The organism is Nesterenkonia sp. E16_10 (assembly GCF_017347085.1).
Lineage (GTDB): Bacteria > Actinomycetota > Actinomycetes > Actinomycetales > Micrococcaceae > Nesterenkonia.
In genome coordinates, this window is sequence record NZ_JADPSA010000017.1 from 1 (window position 1) to 16790 (window position 16790).

16 protein-coding genes are annotated in these 16790 nt (G+C 68.4%); 3 read left to right on the forward strand and 13 right to left on the reverse strand.

Annotation, left to right across the window (positions count from 1 at the left end; genetic code table 11):
* Positions 1-155 precede the first annotated feature (155 nt).
* Positions 156-1031, reverse strand: a complete 876-nt coding sequence (ctaC, locus tag I2487_RS05710; protein WP_207172324.1) for an aa3-type cytochrome oxidase subunit II — start codon at positions 1029-1031, stop codon at positions 156-158.
* A gap of 375 nt (positions 1032-1406) precedes the next feature.
* Entirely contained in the window at positions 1407-1823 is a 417-nt protein-coding gene (locus I2487_RS05715) for a HesB/IscA family protein (RefSeq protein WP_207172326.1), read from the reverse strand.
* Between the two features lie 130 nt (positions 1824-1953).
* Here I2487_RS05715 and I2487_RS05720 point away from each other — a divergent pair, with 130 nt between their 5' ends.
* Positions 1954-2562: a DUF3043 domain-containing protein gene (locus I2487_RS05720; protein ID WP_207172328.1), complete on the forward strand. Its 609-nt coding sequence runs from the start codon at positions 1954-1956 to the stop codon at positions 2560-2562.
* A 93-nt stretch (positions 2563-2655) separates the two neighbouring features.
* Here the strand turns inward: I2487_RS05720 and I2487_RS05725 are convergent, their stop codons facing one another.
* Complete coding sequence (locus tag I2487_RS05725; RefSeq protein ID WP_207172330.1) at positions 2656-3729, reverse strand: quinone-dependent dihydroorotate dehydrogenase; 1074 nt, start codon at positions 3727-3729, stop codon at positions 2656-2658.
* 54 nt (positions 3730-3783) lie between these two features.
* Here I2487_RS05725 and I2487_RS05730 point away from each other — a divergent pair, with 54 nt between their 5' ends.
* A complete protein-coding gene (locus I2487_RS05730) occupies positions 3784-4887 on the forward strand; it encodes an alpha/beta hydrolase (protein WP_207172332.1) in 1104 nt (367 codons plus the stop codon).
* On the opposite strand, the gene I2487_RS05735 is transcribed toward I2487_RS05730, so the two are convergent.
* The 10 genes from I2487_RS05735 to hrcA form a co-directional block, all read right to left on the reverse strand.
* Entirely contained in the window at positions 4833-5639 is an 807-nt protein-coding gene (locus I2487_RS05735) for an isoprenyl transferase (protein WP_255545986.1), read from the reverse strand. The two genes, I2487_RS05730 and I2487_RS05735, sit on opposite strands and share 55 nt — an antisense overlap.
* Before the next feature lie 121 nt (positions 5640-5760).
* Positions 5761-6507, reverse strand: a complete 747-nt coding sequence (recO, locus tag I2487_RS05740) for a DNA repair protein RecO (RefSeq protein WP_207172337.1) — start codon at positions 6505-6507, stop codon at positions 5761-5763.
* 39 nt (positions 6508-6546) lie between these two features.
* Positions 6547-8307: a 2-isopropylmalate synthase gene (gene leuA / locus I2487_RS05745; protein WP_207172339.1), complete on the reverse strand. Its 1761-nt coding sequence runs from the start codon at positions 8305-8307 to the stop codon at positions 6547-6549.
* 301 nt (positions 8308-8608) lie between these two features.
* On the reverse strand, positions 8609-9595 hold the full coding sequence (gene era, locus I2487_RS05750) for a GTPase Era (RefSeq protein WP_255545987.1): 987 nt from the start codon (positions 9593-9595) through the stop codon (positions 8609-8611).
* Complete coding sequence (locus I2487_RS05755; protein WP_207172341.1) at positions 9592-11094, reverse strand: hemolysin family protein; 1503 nt, start codon at positions 11092-11094, stop codon at positions 9592-9594. Before I2487_RS05755 ends, era begins: the two co-directional genes overlap by 4 nt.
* Before the next feature lie 3 nt (positions 11095-11097).
* Positions 11098-11589, reverse strand: a complete 492-nt coding sequence (gene ybeY / locus I2487_RS05760) for an rRNA maturation RNase YbeY (protein WP_207172343.1) — start codon at positions 11587-11589, stop codon at positions 11098-11100.
* The gene (locus tag I2487_RS05765) at positions 11586-12653 is read right to left on the reverse strand and encodes a PhoH family protein (protein WP_207172345.1); all 1068 of its coding nucleotides are present in this window, start codon (positions 12651-12653) and stop codon (positions 11586-11588) included. Before I2487_RS05765 ends, ybeY begins: the two co-directional genes overlap by 4 nt.
* An 11-nt stretch (positions 12654-12664) precedes the next feature.
* Complete coding sequence (locus I2487_RS05770; protein ID WP_207172347.1) at positions 12665-13492, reverse strand: 16S rRNA (uracil(1498)-N(3))-methyltransferase; 828 nt, start codon at positions 13490-13492, stop codon at positions 12665-12667.
* 30 nt (positions 13493-13522) lie between these two features.
* Positions 13523-14647, reverse strand: coding sequence for a molecular chaperone DnaJ (gene dnaJ / locus I2487_RS05775; protein WP_036475979.1), 1125 nt, complete (start codon positions 14645-14647; stop codon positions 13523-13525).
* Positions 14648-14659: 12 nt separating this feature from the next.
* Entirely contained in the window at positions 14660-15685 is a 1026-nt protein-coding gene (gene hrcA / locus I2487_RS05780; RefSeq protein WP_207172349.1) for a heat-inducible transcriptional repressor HrcA, read from the reverse strand.
* 68 nt (positions 15686-15753) lie between these two features.
* Here hrcA and I2487_RS05785 point away from each other — a divergent pair, with 68 nt between their 5' ends.
* The gene (locus I2487_RS05785) at positions 15754-16650 is read left to right on the forward strand and encodes a DUF3097 domain-containing protein (protein WP_207172351.1); all 897 of its coding nucleotides are present in this window, start codon (positions 15754-15756) and stop codon (positions 16648-16650) included.
* Positions 16651-16790 lie beyond the last annotated feature (140 nt).

The window sequence follows — 16790 nt, forward strand, 5'->3', positions numbered from 1 at the left end:
GCAGAAGAACAGGAAGGAGGTGATCAGGTACATGTACCCGATCACCTTGTGATCGGTGGTCGTCAGCCAGCTGACGACGATCTTCCCCTTGGAGCGGGGGACGACGCGCGAGACCTCACGCGCTTCGTCGGCTGTGTATTCGAGGGTCGCCACGTTCAGTCGTCCCCTTCAGTTCCGGCCACATTTTCGTGGAGATTTGGATTGCGGTCATACTCGTCGCCGAGCTGACCCTCGGGCAAGGTCTCGAGGTAGTCACGGAACTCTTCCTCGGTGACGACCTCCACGTTGAAGAGCATCTCCGAGTGGTACTCGCCGCAGAGCTCGGCACATTTGCCGTCGAAGCTGCCGATCTCCTGCGGGGTCAGGTGGATCTCGTTGGTGCGACCCGGAATCATGTCGCGCTTCTGCAGGAAGGCGGGGATCCAGAACGAGTGGATGACGTCGCGGGCGTTGAGCTCGAAGGTCACCGGCTCGTCCACCGGGAGGTAGAGGGTGGGCAGCGTCTCGCGGACACCCTCCTCACCGGTGAGCTCCGCCTGGACGCCGGCGAAGTAGCGCTCCTCGCCCTCGTAGTTGTAATTGAAGTCCCAGGCCCACTGCTTGCCACGGACGTCGATCACCAGGTTCGGATCTTCGTAGGGCTCATCGACCGAGCGCTGGACCTCGTTGGTGTAGAAGAACAGCACGCCCACCATGACCAGCGGAACGATGGTGTACATGATCTCCAGCGGCACGTTGTACGCGATCTGGCGCGGATAGCCGGTCTCACCCTTGCGACGACGGTAGGCCACCATGCACCAGAGCATCAGTGCCCAGGTGATCAGGCCGACGATCAGCGCCGCGATCCAAGAGTTGACCCACAGGTCAGTGATCTCGGCCGTGTTGCTGGTGGTGTCCCGGCTGCCCGGGAGCCATCCTCGTTGAACAGGCTGCTCTTCCGAGCAGGCGCTGAGCACCAGTGCCGCCGCGCTGGCCAGTGCAACTGACTTCAATGCACGGCCTCGGCTGCCGGTTCGTTTATGCGAACTCACAGACGGCCCTTCCTCTATCTCGATGTGCGAATGTTGCGTTCTCCGTGACCCGCTGACCGCGCTGTGCGCAGAGATCGGACCACCAAGGACGCTTCGCGCTCCAGACTACTACGTCCTGTAGAGGACGGGGAGGACGGACACCCGCCCTCGGCGCAACTGATCTGCTCCTTCCACGCTCCCGCCAAGCCCTGGAAACGAGAAGACTCCGCTTCTACCCCGTGTAGAAAACGGGAGAAGCGGAGTCTCGCTCGGGTCGGCAGACGGTGAATTCTGCCGCCGATATGACTGCTTTGTGACGTCGTGACCCGGTTGACCGGGCAGGAGTCCAGCCTCAGACCCCTATGGGGACGCTCGGCGTGACACTGCGGAACGTGATCAGTGGAAGGAGTCGCCGCAGGCGCAGGAGCCGCCGGCGTTGGGGTTGTCGATGGTGAACCCCTGCTTGGAGATTGAATCCTCGAAGTCGATCTTCGCGCCCTCGAGGTAGGGAACGCTCATCTTGTCCACGACGACCTCGACGCCGCTGAAGTCGCGCAGCGCGTCTCCATCGAGGACGCGCTCGTCGAAGTAGAGCTGGTAGATCAGTCCGGAGCAGCCTCCGGGCTGCACGGCCACGCGCAGCCGCAGGTCCTCACGTCCCTCCTGCTGAAGCAGCGAGGAGACCTTCTCGGCGGCGGTCTCGCTGAGTTCGACCTGGTGGGTCTTGAAGCCATCGACGGCGGATCCGGTGATCTCGGCTGATGCGGACTCAGCAGCGGATCCGGCGGCGGTGTCCTGGGTGGTGGTGCTCATGGCATACACCTCTCTCGTTGTAGCGGCAGGCCTGTGCTCTACGGTAACAACGCCAGGGGCCAGGAGGTTCATTCCCGCCGGCCCAGCACGTTGCAGGGTCCGACCCCATTATTCCCGCTACACTGGCGGGGTGCTAGGACGTAAGAGAAACTCCGCCGAGAAGATTGCCGAAGCCGAGGCCGCGGCCGCCCGCGAGCAGGCCCAGACCACCAAGCGTCAGCCTGAGAAGAAGGGCGTGCCCACCCCGAAGCGAAGCCAGCAGCAGGCGGCCCGCAAGCGGCCCCTGGTGCAGAACGACCGCAAGGTCGCCCGCGCCGCGCAGCGCCAGCAGATGGCCGATCAGCGGGTGAAGATGCGCCGGGCGATGGAGACCGGGGAGGAGAAGTACCTTCCCGCCCGCGACCGTGGCCCGCAGCGCCGCTTCGTCCGGGACTATGTCGACGCACGATTCGGCATCGGTGAGTGGATGCTCGTCCTGGTGCTGGTCTTCCTCTTCGCATCCTTCGTCATGAACCAGGAGATGCGCATCATCGTCAGCCAGATCCTGTGGCTCTTCGTGCTGGCCGTGCTCGTCGAGGCCGTGTGGGTCGGGCGCGTCGTGCGCAAGAAGGTCGATGCGAAGTTCGGCGTCGAGAACCGCGAACGCGGTCTTCCGTTCTACGCAGCGATGCGCTCGCTGCAGATCCGTCGGCTCCGGCTGCCCAAGCCCCTGGTCGCCCGAGGCCACTTCCCCGCCTGAGCCTGCCGCTGCGCAACCGCCACATCAGCCGTTGCGCAGCCCCGACACCAGCCGCTTCGCAACCGCCACATCAGCCGCTTCGCAACCGCCACATCAGCCGCTTCGCAGCAGGGTGCGCAGGTCGCGGTTGATCCGTCGGACCCAGAACGGGCCCTCGTAGACGAAGGCCGTGTAGCCCTGGACCAGGTCGGCTCCGAGTGCGAGCCTTTCTGCGACCTCCGCCCCGGTGCTCACACCACCGACGGAGATGATCGCGGTGGTGCGCGGCAGTGCGGCGCGCAGCCGGACGAGCACTTGCTTGGACCGTTCTGCGAGCACCGGGCCGCTGAGCCCACCGGCCCCGGCGGCCTGCACCTGCGCCGGGTCGCTGTGCAGCCCTTCCCGGGAGATCGTGGTGTTCGTCGCGATCACCCCGTCCAGTCCCAGATCGTTCACCAGCTCGGCCACCGCGTCGACGTCGGCGTCGGCCAGATCGGGGGCGATCTTCACCAGCAGCGGCACGTGGCGCTGCGCGGCCTCATCGGCGGCGGCCCCCACTGCGGCGAGCAGCGGGCGCAGCGAGGTGATGTCTTGGAGCTGGCGCAGCCCGGGGGTGTTCGGCGAGGACACGTTGACCACGAGGTAGTCCGCCACCGGCGCCAGGGTCCGGGTGGAGATCAGGTAGTCCTCGGTGGCCTCCTCGAGCGGGGTGACCTTGGTCTTGCCGATGTTGACCCCGATCACCGGCGCGTGGCGTCCGGCGCGCTTCAACTCGGCGATCTGGGAGCGGATCTCCTCCAGACGCGGACGGACCGCAGCGGCGCCGTCGTTGTTGAAGCCCATGCGGTTGATCAGCGCGCGATCTCTGACCAGTCGGAACAGCCGCGGGCTCGGGTTCCCTGGCTGCCCGGCGGCAGTCACGGTGCCGATCTCGATATGCCCGAATCCCAGGTTCGACAGCGGCAGCACCGCGGTGGCGCCCTTGTCGAAGCCCGCGGCCAGGCCGAAGGGTGAGGGCCAGACCAGACCCAGCGCTCGGACCTGCAGCGACTCCTGCGGGCGGCAGAGCCGCTCCAATACCCGGCCGGCCCCGAGGCGCGTGCCGAGCCGCAGCCCGGAGATCACCAGGTGATGGGCCTGCTCGGGATCGATCCGAGTGAAGACGGTCTTGAAGACGAAGCGGTACATGGCTCCCATCCTAGGATGCCGGTCCGCGCAATGTTGGCTCATAGGATGGGAGCCATGAACGAACTGCTCGAAGACTCCCCGGTGGGCGTCTGGTCTTCTGATCACCTCCAGGGCTGCAAGCGGTTGACGCTTCCGCTCGGTGAGGATGAGGAGGGACCGGTCAGTGCGACGCTGGTCAGCTACTCCCCCGACCCGGAACAGCAGGCGGTCCAGGATGAGCGCCCGGGAGAGGCCGAGGCCGTGGCCGCGGCGCGCAACACCCCGGCCGAGCCGGACCATCCGCCGGAGCTGGCCCCGGTGCTGCATATCCACGGCTGGGCCGACTATTTCTACAACATCCCGATGGCGCGCCGCTGGCAGAGCTGGGGTCGCCCGTTCTACGCGCTGGATCTGCGCAAGTACGGCAGGAGTCTGCGCAGCTGGCAGACCCCGGGCTACGTCGATGACCTGGGCACCTACGACGCCGACATCGACGCCGCGCTGGTCGAGATCCGCGCCCTGCACCCGCAGGCCCCGCCCCCGATCATCGAAGCCCACTCCACCGGAGGCCTGGTCGCCGCGCTCTGGGCACAGCGCAACCCCGGTCGAATCAGCGCGCTGGTGCTCAACAGCCCCTGGCTGGAGCTCTCCGGCGACGTCGCCGCGCGCACCGCCACCGAGGGCATCCTTGCCCCATTGGGCCAGTTCTCCCCCACGCGGGCGCTGAAGCTTCCTGCCATCGACAACTACTGGCAGACGCTCTCGGATCAGGCCCAGGGCGAATGGACGCTGCACCCGAAGTGGCGTCCACGCACGTCGTTCCCGATCCGCGTGGGCTGGATGCGCGCGGTCCTGGCGGGCCACCGGAAGGTCCACGAAGGCCTGGGGCTGCAGCTGCCGATCCTGGTGCTGCTCTCAGGGGCGACCGCCTACCGGCGACACTGGACCGAAGAGCTGCAGGAGTCCGACTCGGTGCTCGATGTCGAGCTGCTGGCTCGCCGGTCCGTGAAGCTCGGTGATCGGGTCACCGTGGTGCGGGTGCACGGGGCGATCCACGACGTCTTCGCCTCGGAGGCTGGGGTGCGCACTCGGGCGCTGGACGAGGTTCAGCGCTGGCTGCGGGCCTACGCGCCCGAGGCTGAGCGTCCGGCCGAGAACCTGTCCACCGCGGCCCCGTAGCGGCGGTCCCGGCGGGCGTAGATCTCCACCGCCTCCCACAGGGTGGTGCGGTCCACATCGGGCCAGAGCACGTCCATGAACACCAGCTCGGCGTAGGCGGACTGCCAGAGCAGGAAGTTCGAGATCCGCTGCTCCCCGGAGCTGCGCAGAAAGAGGTCGACGTCGGGCAGGTCGGGCTCATCCAGGTGTGCCGCCACGGTCTGCTCGGTGATCCGGCGCGGGTCCATCCGGCCGGCGGCGACCTCGGCGGCGATCAGCTTGACCGCGTCGGTGATCTCCGCGCGGCCGCCGTAGTTCACGCACATGGTCAGGGTGAACCGAGTGTTGTGCCGGGTCAGCTCCTCGGAGATCTCCAGCTCCTTGATCACCGAGCGCCACAGCCGTCCGGATTGACCGTTCCACCGGATCCGCACGCCCCAGGAGTTCAGCACGTCGCGCTGCCGGCGGAGCACCTCGCGGGAGTAGCCCATCAGGAAGCGCACCTCATCGGGTGAGCGCTTCCAGTTCTCGGTGGAGAAGGCGTAGACGCTGATGTGCTGCACCCCGATCTCCATGGCACCGGCGATCACGTCCATCAGCGCGGCCTCCCCGGCCCGGTGGCCTTCGGTGCGCGGAAGTCCGCGCTGGTTCGCCCAGCGGCCGTTGCCGTCCATCACGATCCCCACATGGGCGGGCACCAGCTCCGGAGGCAGCCGCGGTGCGCTGACGCCGTCGGGGTGCGGGGTGGGATCTTGGTGCATCAGCCGGGACATGGCGCCCATTCTTTCATGGCGTGCCGGCCGACCGGCGCCGTACCCGCTGTGCCGGACCCGCGGTGCCGAACCCGCTGTGCCGGACCCGCGGTGCCGAACCCGCTGTGCCGGACCGGCGGGTTCAGAGTCCCAGGGAGCTCAGCCGACGCTCCAGATGGTGCTGGGCATAGCTGATCACCACATTGGTGGCCTCATGCCGGATATCGCTGCGGAAGGACCGGGTCTGCTCCCAATGCCCGTGCTGCAGCGCGTGCAGCAGCTCCACCGTGGCCGGGTCCAGGCTCCGGGTGCCCGGGGGCCGGCAGTCGGTGCAGACCGGGCCGCTGGCGGCGGGATGGAAGCCGGTGTGCGCCCCGGGCTTGCCGCAGGCCACACAGGCGGTCCAGGTCACCGCCCAGCCGGCGGCGGAGAGCGCGCGCAGCAAGTAGGAGTTCAGCACGACGTCGGCGGGGTGGACTCCGCGTGCCAGGGCGGAGTACCCGCCGTGGAGCAGCCGGAACTGGGCACCGCCGAAGGCCGGATCGGACTCCACGTCCATCAGCCGCTCGGCGGTCTCGGCCATGGTGCTCGCCGCCATGTACTTGTCGTAGTCGGCCACGATCGGCGGCCCATAGGTGTTCTTCGAGGTGGCCTGGGTGACGATGTCCAGCGACCGGCCGTGCACGAACTGGATGTCTGCCACCATGAACGGCTCCACGGTGGCGCCGAACTTCGAAGAGGTGCGGCGCACCCCCTTCGCCACCGCCCGCACCAGCCCGTTCGCCGAGGTCAGCGCGGTGATGATGCGATCGGCCTCGCCCAGGTTCTGGGTGCGCAGGATGATCGCGGCGTCACGGTAGGAACGGGACGCGAAGGTGGAGCCGGCCATGGTGGCAGAGTACTACAGCGGCATGTGAGCGAGCCCGGGCTACGCCACCGGGGCGGCGTCGCGCAGCGCCCGGTTCACGGCCGAGATCACGGCCTGCAGCGAGGCCAGTGTGGTGTTGTGGTCCAGGCCCACTCCCCAGAGCACCCGCTCCCCGATCGCCAGCTCCACGAAGGAGGCCGCCTGGGCGTCCCCGCCCTGGCTCATGGCGTGCTCGGTGTAGTCCAGCAGCCGCACATCGACCCCGTCCTCGGCGAGGATCTTCAGCAGCGCCGCGATCGGACCGTTGGCGTGGGCTGCCTGAGAGGTGGAGTGACCCCCGGCCTGCAGCTCGACCTCCATGTGGAACACGCCCTCGGCGTTGGAGGAGGTGTTGACCTCGTCCAACCGGTAGTGGCCCCACTGGTGGTCCGCGGTGTCCACCGGCAGGTACTCGTCCTGGAAGATCTGCCAGATCTCCTCGCCGGAGACCTCGCCGCCGCCGTCGTCGGCCCGACGCTGGATGACTCCGGAGAACTCGACCTGCGCGCGGCGTGGCAGATCGATGCCGCGTTCGGCCTTGAGCAGGTAGGAGACTCCGCCCTTGCCTGACTGAGAGTTGACCCGGATGACCGCCTCGTAGCTGCGGCCGATGTCCTTCGGGTCGATGGGCAGGTAGGGCACGGCCCAGGTGATCTCGTCGCGGGAGGTCCCGGCCTGCGCGGCGCGGGCGTCCATGTGCTCGAAGCCCTTCTTGATCGCGTCCTGGTGCGAGCCGGAGAAGGCGGTGAAGACCAGGTCGCCGCCATAGGGCGAACGCTCCGGGACGCCCATCTGGTTGCAGTGCTCCACGATGCTGCGGATGGTGCTCATATCCCGGAAGTCCAGCTCCGGGTCGACGCCCTGGCTGAACAGGTTCATGCCCAGGGTCACCAGGTCGACGTTGCCGGTGCGCTCACCGTTGCCGAACAGGCAGCCTTCGATCCGGTCGGCGCCTGCCATATAGCCGAGCTCGGCGGCGGCGACCCCGGTGCCCCGGTCATTGTGCGGGTGCAGCGAGAGCACGATCGATTCGCGGTTGCGCAGGTTCCGGTGCATCCATTCGATGGAGTCCGCGTAGACGTTCGGGGTGGCCATCTCCACCGTGGCGGGCAGGTTGATGATCACCGGCTTCTCCGGGGTGGCGCCGAAGACGTCGACCACGGCATCGGAGATGTGTGCGGCGAAGTCCAGCTCGGTGCCGGTGAAGGACTCCGGGGAGTACTGGTAGACGATCTCGGTGGGGGTCTCCGAGGCGGCGTGCATGGCCTCCTCGTATTTCCGGCACAGCCGGGCTCCCTGGGTGGCGATGTCCACGACCCCGTCGCGGTCGGCCTTGAACACGACCTCGCGCTGCAGGACCGAGGTGGAGTTGTACAGGTGCACGATCGCCCGCGGAGCCCCCGCGATGGCCTCGAAGGTCCGCTCGATCAGGGCTTCGCGCGCCTGGGTGAGCACCTGGATGTAGACATCCTCGGGGATCTTGTCCTGCTCGATGAGCTGCCGGACGAAGTCGTAGTCGGTCTGCGAGGCCGAGGGGAAGCCGACCTCGATCTCCTTGAACCCCATGTTCACCAGCAGCTCGAACATCCGGTGCTTGCGATCCGGGGTCATCGGGTCGATCAGCGCCTGGTTTCCGTCGCGCAGATCCACGGCGCACCAGCGCGGGGCGGCCTTGATGGTCTGGTCCGGCCAGGTCCGGTCCGGCAGCGAGACGGTGATCTGGTCCTCGAAGGGGATATACCGGTGAAAGGGCATCGGGGAGGTCTTCTGGAGTTTGCGCATGAGAGCTTCCTTGCTGTGAACGAGCTGCGGGCGAGCGGTCGAGGCGGAGGAGCTCCGCAGCGGGGATTCGACCTGGAAGTGCTGCGCGGTGCTGGATCGACGAGCTTGACCGGAGAGGTGAGCTGGGATCAGACGCGCGCGAGCTCTTCCCCGCTGCGGCGGAGAAGCTCTAGTCGTAGGACTCGCTGGCGTATCGTCTGCACGCCATTCAAAATAGCACGCAGCGCCCGCCTGTGCAGTGGCTCACCCTGATTCTCATCATGTGGACGACGCCGACGCACCGGGCCCTGCGCCGGGCCGCTCAGAAGCCGAGCCGGCCGAGCTTCTTCGGGTCGCGCTGCCACTCCTTCGTGACCTTCACGTGGAGGTCCAGGTAGACCGGGGTGCCCAGCAGCTTCACGATGCCGGCCCGCGCATCGGTGCCGATGGCCTTGAGCCGGGCGCCGCGTCTGCCGATGATGATGGCCTTCTGCGAGTCGCGCTCCACGTGGATCGAGACTCGGACGTCGAGCAGCGGCTTGTCCGCGGGGCGATCCTCGCGGGGCACCATCTCCTCCACGACCACAGCAATGGAGTGCGGCAGCTCATCACGGACGTCCTCCAGAGCGGCTTCGCGCACCAGCTCGGCGACCATGACCGCCTCGGGCTCGTCGGTGAGCTCACCCTCGGGGTAGAGCGGCGGGGACTGCGGCATCATGGCGGCAAGCTGTTCCACCACCACCTCGGTCTGCTCCCCCTCCAGCGCGGAGACCGGGATGATCTCGGCGAAGCCGCCGGCCTGCTTGCCCTCCTGGGCGAGGTGCTCGCGACCCAGCTGGTCCACCGCCATGAGCTGCTCGGCGAGGTCCTCGCGGGAGACCTTGTCCACCTTGGTGACCAGCGCGATCACCCGCTTGTGCGGGAGCTTGGTGAGCTGAGCGGCGATGAACCGGTCGCCGGGTCCGACCTTCTCGTCGGCCGGGATGCAGAACCCGACCACGTCGACCTCGGAGAGCGTGTCGATGACCAGGCCGTTGAGCCGCTTGCCGAGCAGGGTGCGCGGACGGTGCAGCCCCGGGGTGTCGACCAGGACCAGCTGGAAGTCGCTGCGGTGCACGATCCCGCGGATGGTGTGCCGGGTGGTCTGCGGCTTGGAGGAGGTGATCGCGACCTTGTCCCCCACCAGCGCGTTGGTCAAGGTGGACTTCCCGGCGTTCGGGCGACCGACCAGGCTGGCGAATCCGGCGCGGAAGTTCTCGTCGAACGCGGCGAAGCCCTCCTGCTGCGGCGGCATCTGTGTGGGGCTCATCGTGGTGTCCTGATCCTCTCCTGCGTCGAGTCCGCGGCTGCGGCTCGATCCTGGTACGGGGCTGCGTCTCGTGCTGCGTCTCGTGCCGTGGGCTTGGTCGTGGGGCCGGGCCCGACCGGGGCCGGGGTTCGGGGAGCGGTGCGGTGCAGCGCGTCGGGCTCGGCGTCGGTGCCCAGCCCGGCCCTGGCGCCACGTCGTTCCTCGGCCTCCCAGGCGAGCACGTGGCTCACCCGGTTGCGGCGTCCCTGGAGCCGGTCGGCGCGCAGCACGACTCCGGGCCCGTGGCGGCGCGGGATCTCGACCTCGGATCCGGCGATCGCCACCCGGCCCAGGGCCTTGGCGAGCAGACCGCCGACGGTGTCCACCTCTTCCTCGTCATCGAGGTCGAGGTCATAGAGCTCAGCGAAGTCGTCCACCGACATCCGGGCCGAGATCCGGCGTCGTGCGTCGTCGAGGTCTTCGATCTCGGCGGCCTCGGTGTCGTATTCGTCCACGATCTCCCCGACGATCTCTTCGATCAGATCCTCCAGGGTGACCATCCCGGCGGTGCCGCCGTGTTCGTCCACCACGATGGCGACGTGGGTGGACTCGCGCTGCAGCTCGGAGAGGAACTCCGAGACCGGCTTAGACTCGGGCACGTAGCGCACGTCGCGCTGGAGCTCGTCGACGATGATCGAATCCGGGTCGCGGTCGGTGTAGCCGCTGAGCAGCTCCCCGCTGCGCAGCCGATGGTGCAGGAACGCGGCGTCCTTGAGGTAAATCATGCCGGTGATGTCATCGGCGGAGCCGCGGACCACCGGGATCCGGGAGTAGCCGGAGCGGAAGAACAGCGTCATGACCTCGGTGAGGCTGGTCCCGGACTCCACGGTGACCATATCGGTGCGCGGGACCATCACGGCCCTCACCCGGGTGGCGGCGAGGTCGAAGACCGACTGGATCAGCTCCGCCTCGGTGTCTTCGATGATGTCCGTCTCCGAGGCGCGGGCCACGAATTCACGGAACTCTTCGTCGTCGAAGAAGCCCTGATCGGTGTGCGCGGTGCCCGGGACGGTGCGCGCCCCGATGCTGCTCAGCGCCTCCGGAAGCGGTCCCAGCACCACCCGCAGGGTGCGCACCAGCGCGGCGGTGGCCGCGGCGACGAACAGGTGGTGGCCGCGACCGATCCGCCGCGGGGAGATCGCCGCGGCGATGACCCCGCCGATGAGCAGGATCGCGGAGCCGGCCACGGCGCCGGCGCCGAGTCCGTCCAGCGCGAGTGCGGAGGACACGATGACCAGCACGACCACGGCGGTGGTGAAGAGCCAGCGCCAGGTCTGCAGCGCGAGGGTGTGCGCCACCGGCTGGGCCAGGATCTTCTCCACGGCGGTGGAGCCGCGCTTCTCGGCGATCTCCTCGGCCTCGCGACGGCTCAGCCGCAGGAACGCGGAGTCTGCCGCTGAGAGCGCGAAGGCCAGGACGGCGCAGACCAGCGCCAGGATGATGAGGATCCCGAGGACCATGGTTCAGACCGTCGGCGTCGGGGCGGCGTGGCCGAGGAACTCCTCCAGGAGCACTCGCTGCAGGGTGAACATCTCTTCCCGGTCTGCCGGCTCGCCGTGATCGTGTCCGAGCAGGTGCAGCACCCCGTGGGTGGCCAGCAGCGCGAGCTCGGCGCTGAGCGGATGCCCGTTGGCGCTCGCCTGAGCGGCGGCGACGCTGGGGCAGATCACGATGTCGCCCAGCACGCCCTCGGTGACCGGGTCCCCGGCGGTGCCGGCGATCAGCTCATCCATCGGGAAGCTCATCACGTCGGTGGGTCCGGGCAGGTTCATCCAGTCCAGGTGCAGCCCTTCGATGGTCTCCTCGTCCACCAGGGTGATCGAGAGCGTCACCTCCGGGCCCAGGTGCAGCTTGGCGTAGAGGAACCCGGTGAGGTCCAGCAGCTCGGCCAGGTGCTCCCCGGAGATCAGCGCGGAGCCGGAGCTGTCCTCGACCGTGACCTGGACCTCGGTCATCGTCGTCCTCCGCGCCGGGTGCTGGGGGCGGCGGCCCGGTCCTGGTGGCGTTCGTAGGCGTCCACGATGCGACCCACGAGTTCGTGGCGGACCACGTCCTCGGAGCCGAAGCGGGAGATCTCGATGCCCTCGACGCCGTCGAGGATCTCGATCACGGTGCGCAGCCCGGAGTCGGTGCCGCGCGGCAGGTCCACCTGGGTGATGTCACCGGTGACCACGATCTTGGAGTTGAAGCCGAGCCGGGTCAGGAACATCTTCATCTGCTCGGCGGTGGTGTTCTGCGCCTCGTCCAGGATGATGAAGGAGTCGTTGAGCGTGCGCCCGCGCATATAGGCCAGCGGGGCCACCTCGATGATGCCGGACTCCATCAGTCGCGGGATCGAATCCGGGTCGATCATGTCGTGCAGCGCGTCGTAGAGCGGGCGCAGGTAGGGGTCGATCTTGTCGTTGAGGCTGCCGGGCAGGAAGCCGAGCTTCTCACCGGCCTCCACGGCCGGGCGGGTCAGGATGATCCGGTTGACCTCGCGGGCCTGCAGCGCCTGGACCGCCTTGGCCATGGCCAGGTAGGTCTTGCCGGTGCCGGCCGGGCCGATGCCGAAGACCACGGTGGACTCGTCGATGGTGTCCACGTAGGTCTGCTGGTTCTTGGTCTTGGGCCGGATGGTGCGCCCGCGGTGGGAGAGGATGTTGGTGGTCACGATCCGCGCGGAGTCCTGCGCGGCGTCGGCGCGGACCATGGTGGCGACCTGTTCGATGATCTCCTCGGTGACCGTGGTCCCGGAGGCGGCCAGGGTCTTGAGCTGGTTGAGGATCTCCACGATCCCGGTGACCTCTTCGGCGGGTCCGCCCACGGTGACAAGCTGGTCGCGCAGCCCGATGGAGGAGGCCGGGTAGATTCCCTGCAGGATGCGCAGCGCAAGGTCCCCGGCGCCGAGGCTTCGGAACATGGTGTCGGCGTCGGCGAAGTAGACCTGACGCTCGATGTTGCCCAGCGCGGCGGCGGTGGCGCCGCGGGCCGCTCCGGAGATGGTCGATGTGCTCGGGTTCTGCGAAGTCTCAGTCATTGGTCCTCAGTCTATGCGGTCTGTTCGGGGTGACCAGTCCCGGTGTCCCAGTCCCAGCGGCCCAGCAACAGCTGCGCGGCCGCCAGCGCCGCGGGCCCTGCGGTGGAGGAGCGCAGCACGGTGGGTCCGAGCCGGGCGATCTGCGCGCCAGCCCCGGTGAGGAGCTCGATCTCGCGGTCGCTGATCCCGCCCTCGGGTCCGACGACCAGATGCAGCTCCTGAAGCTGGTGCCCCGAGCTCTCCTGCCCCGTCCCGGCCTGCAGCGCGGCGATCGCCTGGGCCAGCGAGGTCTCGTCGGTCTCATGCAGCACCACGACGCCGACCTCGGCGCCGGCCGCCTTGATCGCCTGCAGGTAGCCGGAGGTGCTGTGCAGCGGGCGGACCTCCGGGATGGTGGTGCGTCGGGTCTGCTTCGCCGCGGTGCGCACCATCGCCACCCATTCGGCGTGCTTCTTGGCCTCGCGTCCGGCCTTCCAGCGGGCCACGGAGCGCTCGGCCTGCCAGGGGATCACCGCGTCCACGCCGAGCTCGGTGGCGGACTCCACGCCCTGGAGGTCCCGGCGATCCTTGGCCAGCGCCTGGACCAGGACCAGCCGGGGCAGCAGCCGCGGCTCCTGGAGCAGGGAGAGGATCTCCACCTCGAGCTGTCCGTCTCCGGCGGAGCGGACCCGACCCTGCGCGCGCAAGCCGACGGTGTCGGAGAGCAGCACCGGCTCGCCGGGCTGCAGGCGCATCACGGTGGCGGCATGGTGGCCCTCCGACCCGGCGAGCGTGATCACGTCGGCCACGCCGATGTGATCAAGCGCCCCCGGTTCGAGGTGGAACAGCGGTGCCGTCATCTCAGTGTGCGCATCTGATCGGGCGCATCTCTAGAGCGCGTCCCAGCGTTCGCGCAGCTTCGCGAAGACGCCACGGTGTTCGGTGGTGGACTCCCCGCGCTCCTCGCCGCGCTCCAGGGCGAGCTCGCGCAGCAGCTGGGCCTCGCGCTCGGAGACCTTCGTGGGGGTCTCCACCTTCAGGTGCACCTTCAGCGCGCCGCGACCGCCGCCGCGCAGGTGGGTCACCCCGCGCTCCTTGAGCGTGAGCACCTCGCCGGACTGGGTGCCCGGCTTGACGCTGAGCTCCTCCGCGCCGTCGAAGGTCTCCAGCCCGACCGTGGTGCCCAGGGCGGCCGCGGTCATCGGGATCGAGACGGTGGCGTGGAGGTCGTTGCCGCGGCGGGTGAAGACCTCGTGCTGCTTGACCTCGACCTCGATGAACAGGTCCCCGGAGGGTCCGCCGGCCAGCCCGGCCTCGCCCTCGCCGGCCAGGTGGATCCGGTTGCCCCGGTCCACACCTGCCGGGACCTTGACCTTCAGGGACTTGCGCTCGCGCACCCGGCCCTGACCGTCGCACTCCTGGCAGGGGTCCTCGATGATGTTGCCGAAGCCGGCGCAGCGCGCGCAGGTCTGGGTCTGGATGACGGTGCCCAGGATCGAGCGCATCGGACGCTGGACCTGGCCCTGCCCGTGGCAGTCCGGGCAGGTGGTGGGCGAGGTGCCCTTGCGGGTGCAGGAGCCGTCACAGACGGTGCAGGTGACCGCTGTCTCCAGCTCCACCTCCTTGGTGGTGCCGAACACGGCGTCGCGCAGGTCGATCCGGACCCGGATCAGCGAGTCCTGGCCGCGACGGGTGCGTGAGGCGGGCCCGCCGCCTCCACCGCCGAAGAAGGTCTCGAAGATGTCGCCGAACCCGCCGAAGCCCGCGCCGCCGGCTCCGCCGCCGGGGAACCCGGAGCGGCCGTTCTCATCGCCGGTGGCGTCGTAGTTCTGTCGCTTCTGCGGGTCCGCGAGCACCTCGTAGGCGCGGCCGAGCACCTTGAACTGCTCGGCGGCGTCGTCCGAGGGGTTCACGTCCGGGTGAAGCTTCCGGGCCTGTTTGCGGTAGGCCTTCTTGATCTCTTCGGTGGACGCCGAGCGGCTGACGCCCAGCGCCTCATAGTAGTCAGTCGTCATCTTCGTGGACGTTCACCCTTCGGAAAGAATTCGGGACAGGTAGCGCGCCATTGCGCGCACCGCGGACATGGTGGAGCCGTAGTCCATGCGGGTCGGACCGACGACGCCGAGCTTGGCACCCTCGGCTCCCGTATGGCTGCCGTACTCCGCTGCGACCACAGCGGTCTCGATCAGCGAATCATGGCTGGTCTCGTGACCGATGCGGATGGAGAGACCGCGCCGGTCCTGCTCCATCTCTGTCAACAGTCGAAGCAGCACGACTTGTTCCTCGAGCGCTTCAAGAATGGGGCCGATGGAGGGACCGAGGTCGCGACCTGACCTGGCGAGGTTAGCAGTCCCGGCCATGATGATGCGATCCACCCGAGAGGATTCCAGGATGGTCTCCACGGCCTGGGCCAGGATCGCCATGGACGGGCGCAGCACCGGCTCCACCCGGCTGGTCAGGGTGTCGGTGGGCAGCGGCAGCGCCGAGATGGAGCGCTGGTGCAGCTCAGAGGAGAGGACCTGGGCGAGCCGGTGCAGCGAGTCATCGCCGATCGCGTCGGCCAGGGTGACCATGCGCTGATCGACCTTCCCGGAGGAGAGGATCACGATCACCAGCGCCTTGTGCGAGGACATCGAGACGATGTCGACGTGCCGGATCTTCGCGGTGGAGCGCTGCGGATGCTGGATCACGGCGACCTGGTTGGTGAGCATCGCCAGCAGCCGCACGGTGTGCTCGAGCATCGCGTCATGGTCATCGGCGGTCTCCAGCAGGGTGTCCATGGCGCGCCGCTCGGCGGCGGTGAGCGGACGGACCTCGGTGATCTTGTCCACAAATCGCCGGTAGCCGAGGTCGGTCGGGATCCGCCCGGCGGAGGTGTGCGGCGCGGCGATCAGGCCCTCCTCCTCGAGGTGGGCCATGTCGTTGCGGATGGTGGCGGGTGAGACCTCCAGGTCGTGGCGCTCCACCAGGGCCCGGGACCCGACCGGCTCCCGGGTATGGACGTAGTCCTCCACGATGGCACGCAGAACCTGCAGACGACGGGTGTCGGACATGTAAGCTTGGCGCCTCCTGAACCTCTGGCACTCTTCGAGTACAAGTGCTAATTCTACAATGGGTGATCATGAGCGCTCCGCACCTCCCCGACTGGCGTAACTCCTCCACCCCGAACTGGGGTGCCCAGGACCTCTCCCGGCTCCGCCAGAGCCAGCTCCGTAAGGTCTCCACGATGCCGGCCGACTATGGCGCCGTGATCGAGGAGGTGGAGTCCGGCTGGGTCGGCGCGATCATCTCGGTGGAGGCCTCCGGCGGGGTCCATGTGGTGAGCCTCGAGGACCGGCGCGGCAAGGTCCGCTCCTTCCCTCTGGGCCATGGATTCCTCCACGAGGGCCAACCGGTGGAGCTGACTCCCCCCACCCCCCGCGCCGGAGCCGGAGCTGTGAAGCCCACCCGCACCGCCTCCGGATCGGTGGCCGTGGCGAACGCGCCGGCCCGCGTGGCCCGAGCCTCGCGGATCTGGGTCGAGGGCACCCACGACGCCGAGCTGGTGGAGAAGGTCTGGGGCGAGGACCTGCGGATCGAAGGCATCGTGGTGGAGCCGCTCCATGGCGCCGATGACCTGCTCGGCGCGATCCGCGCCTTCGGACCCGGTCCGCAGCGACGGGTCGGGGTGCTGCTCGATCACCTGGTCCCGGGTTCCAAGGAGTCCCGCATCGCCCGCGAGGTCATGCAGCAGCCCGGCGCCCGGGGCAACATCGCGGTCCTGGGCCACCCCTACGTGGATGTCTGGCAGGCGGTGAAGCCACACCTGCTCGGGCTGCGGCGCTGGCCCGAGGTCCCACGCAGCCAGGACATCAAGGTCGGCACGCTGCAGGCCCTGGGCTGGCCGCACGCAAACCAGCGAGACATCGCACACGGCTGGAAACGGATCCTGGCCCAGGTCACCAGCTACGCGGACCTCGAGCCCTCGCTGCTCGGACGCGTGGAGGAGCTGATCGACTTCGTCACGGTGGAGCCATGAGCCGTCGCGCCCAGGCGCAGTGACACTGTGACGCTGGCACGCAAGCCGTATTCAACCGATCGTCGCAACAGTCTGTTGTTGCAATGAGCGTAGTTGATCGGCGAAGGCCTCAGCTGGGGTGCGCCAGCCCAGTATGCCTC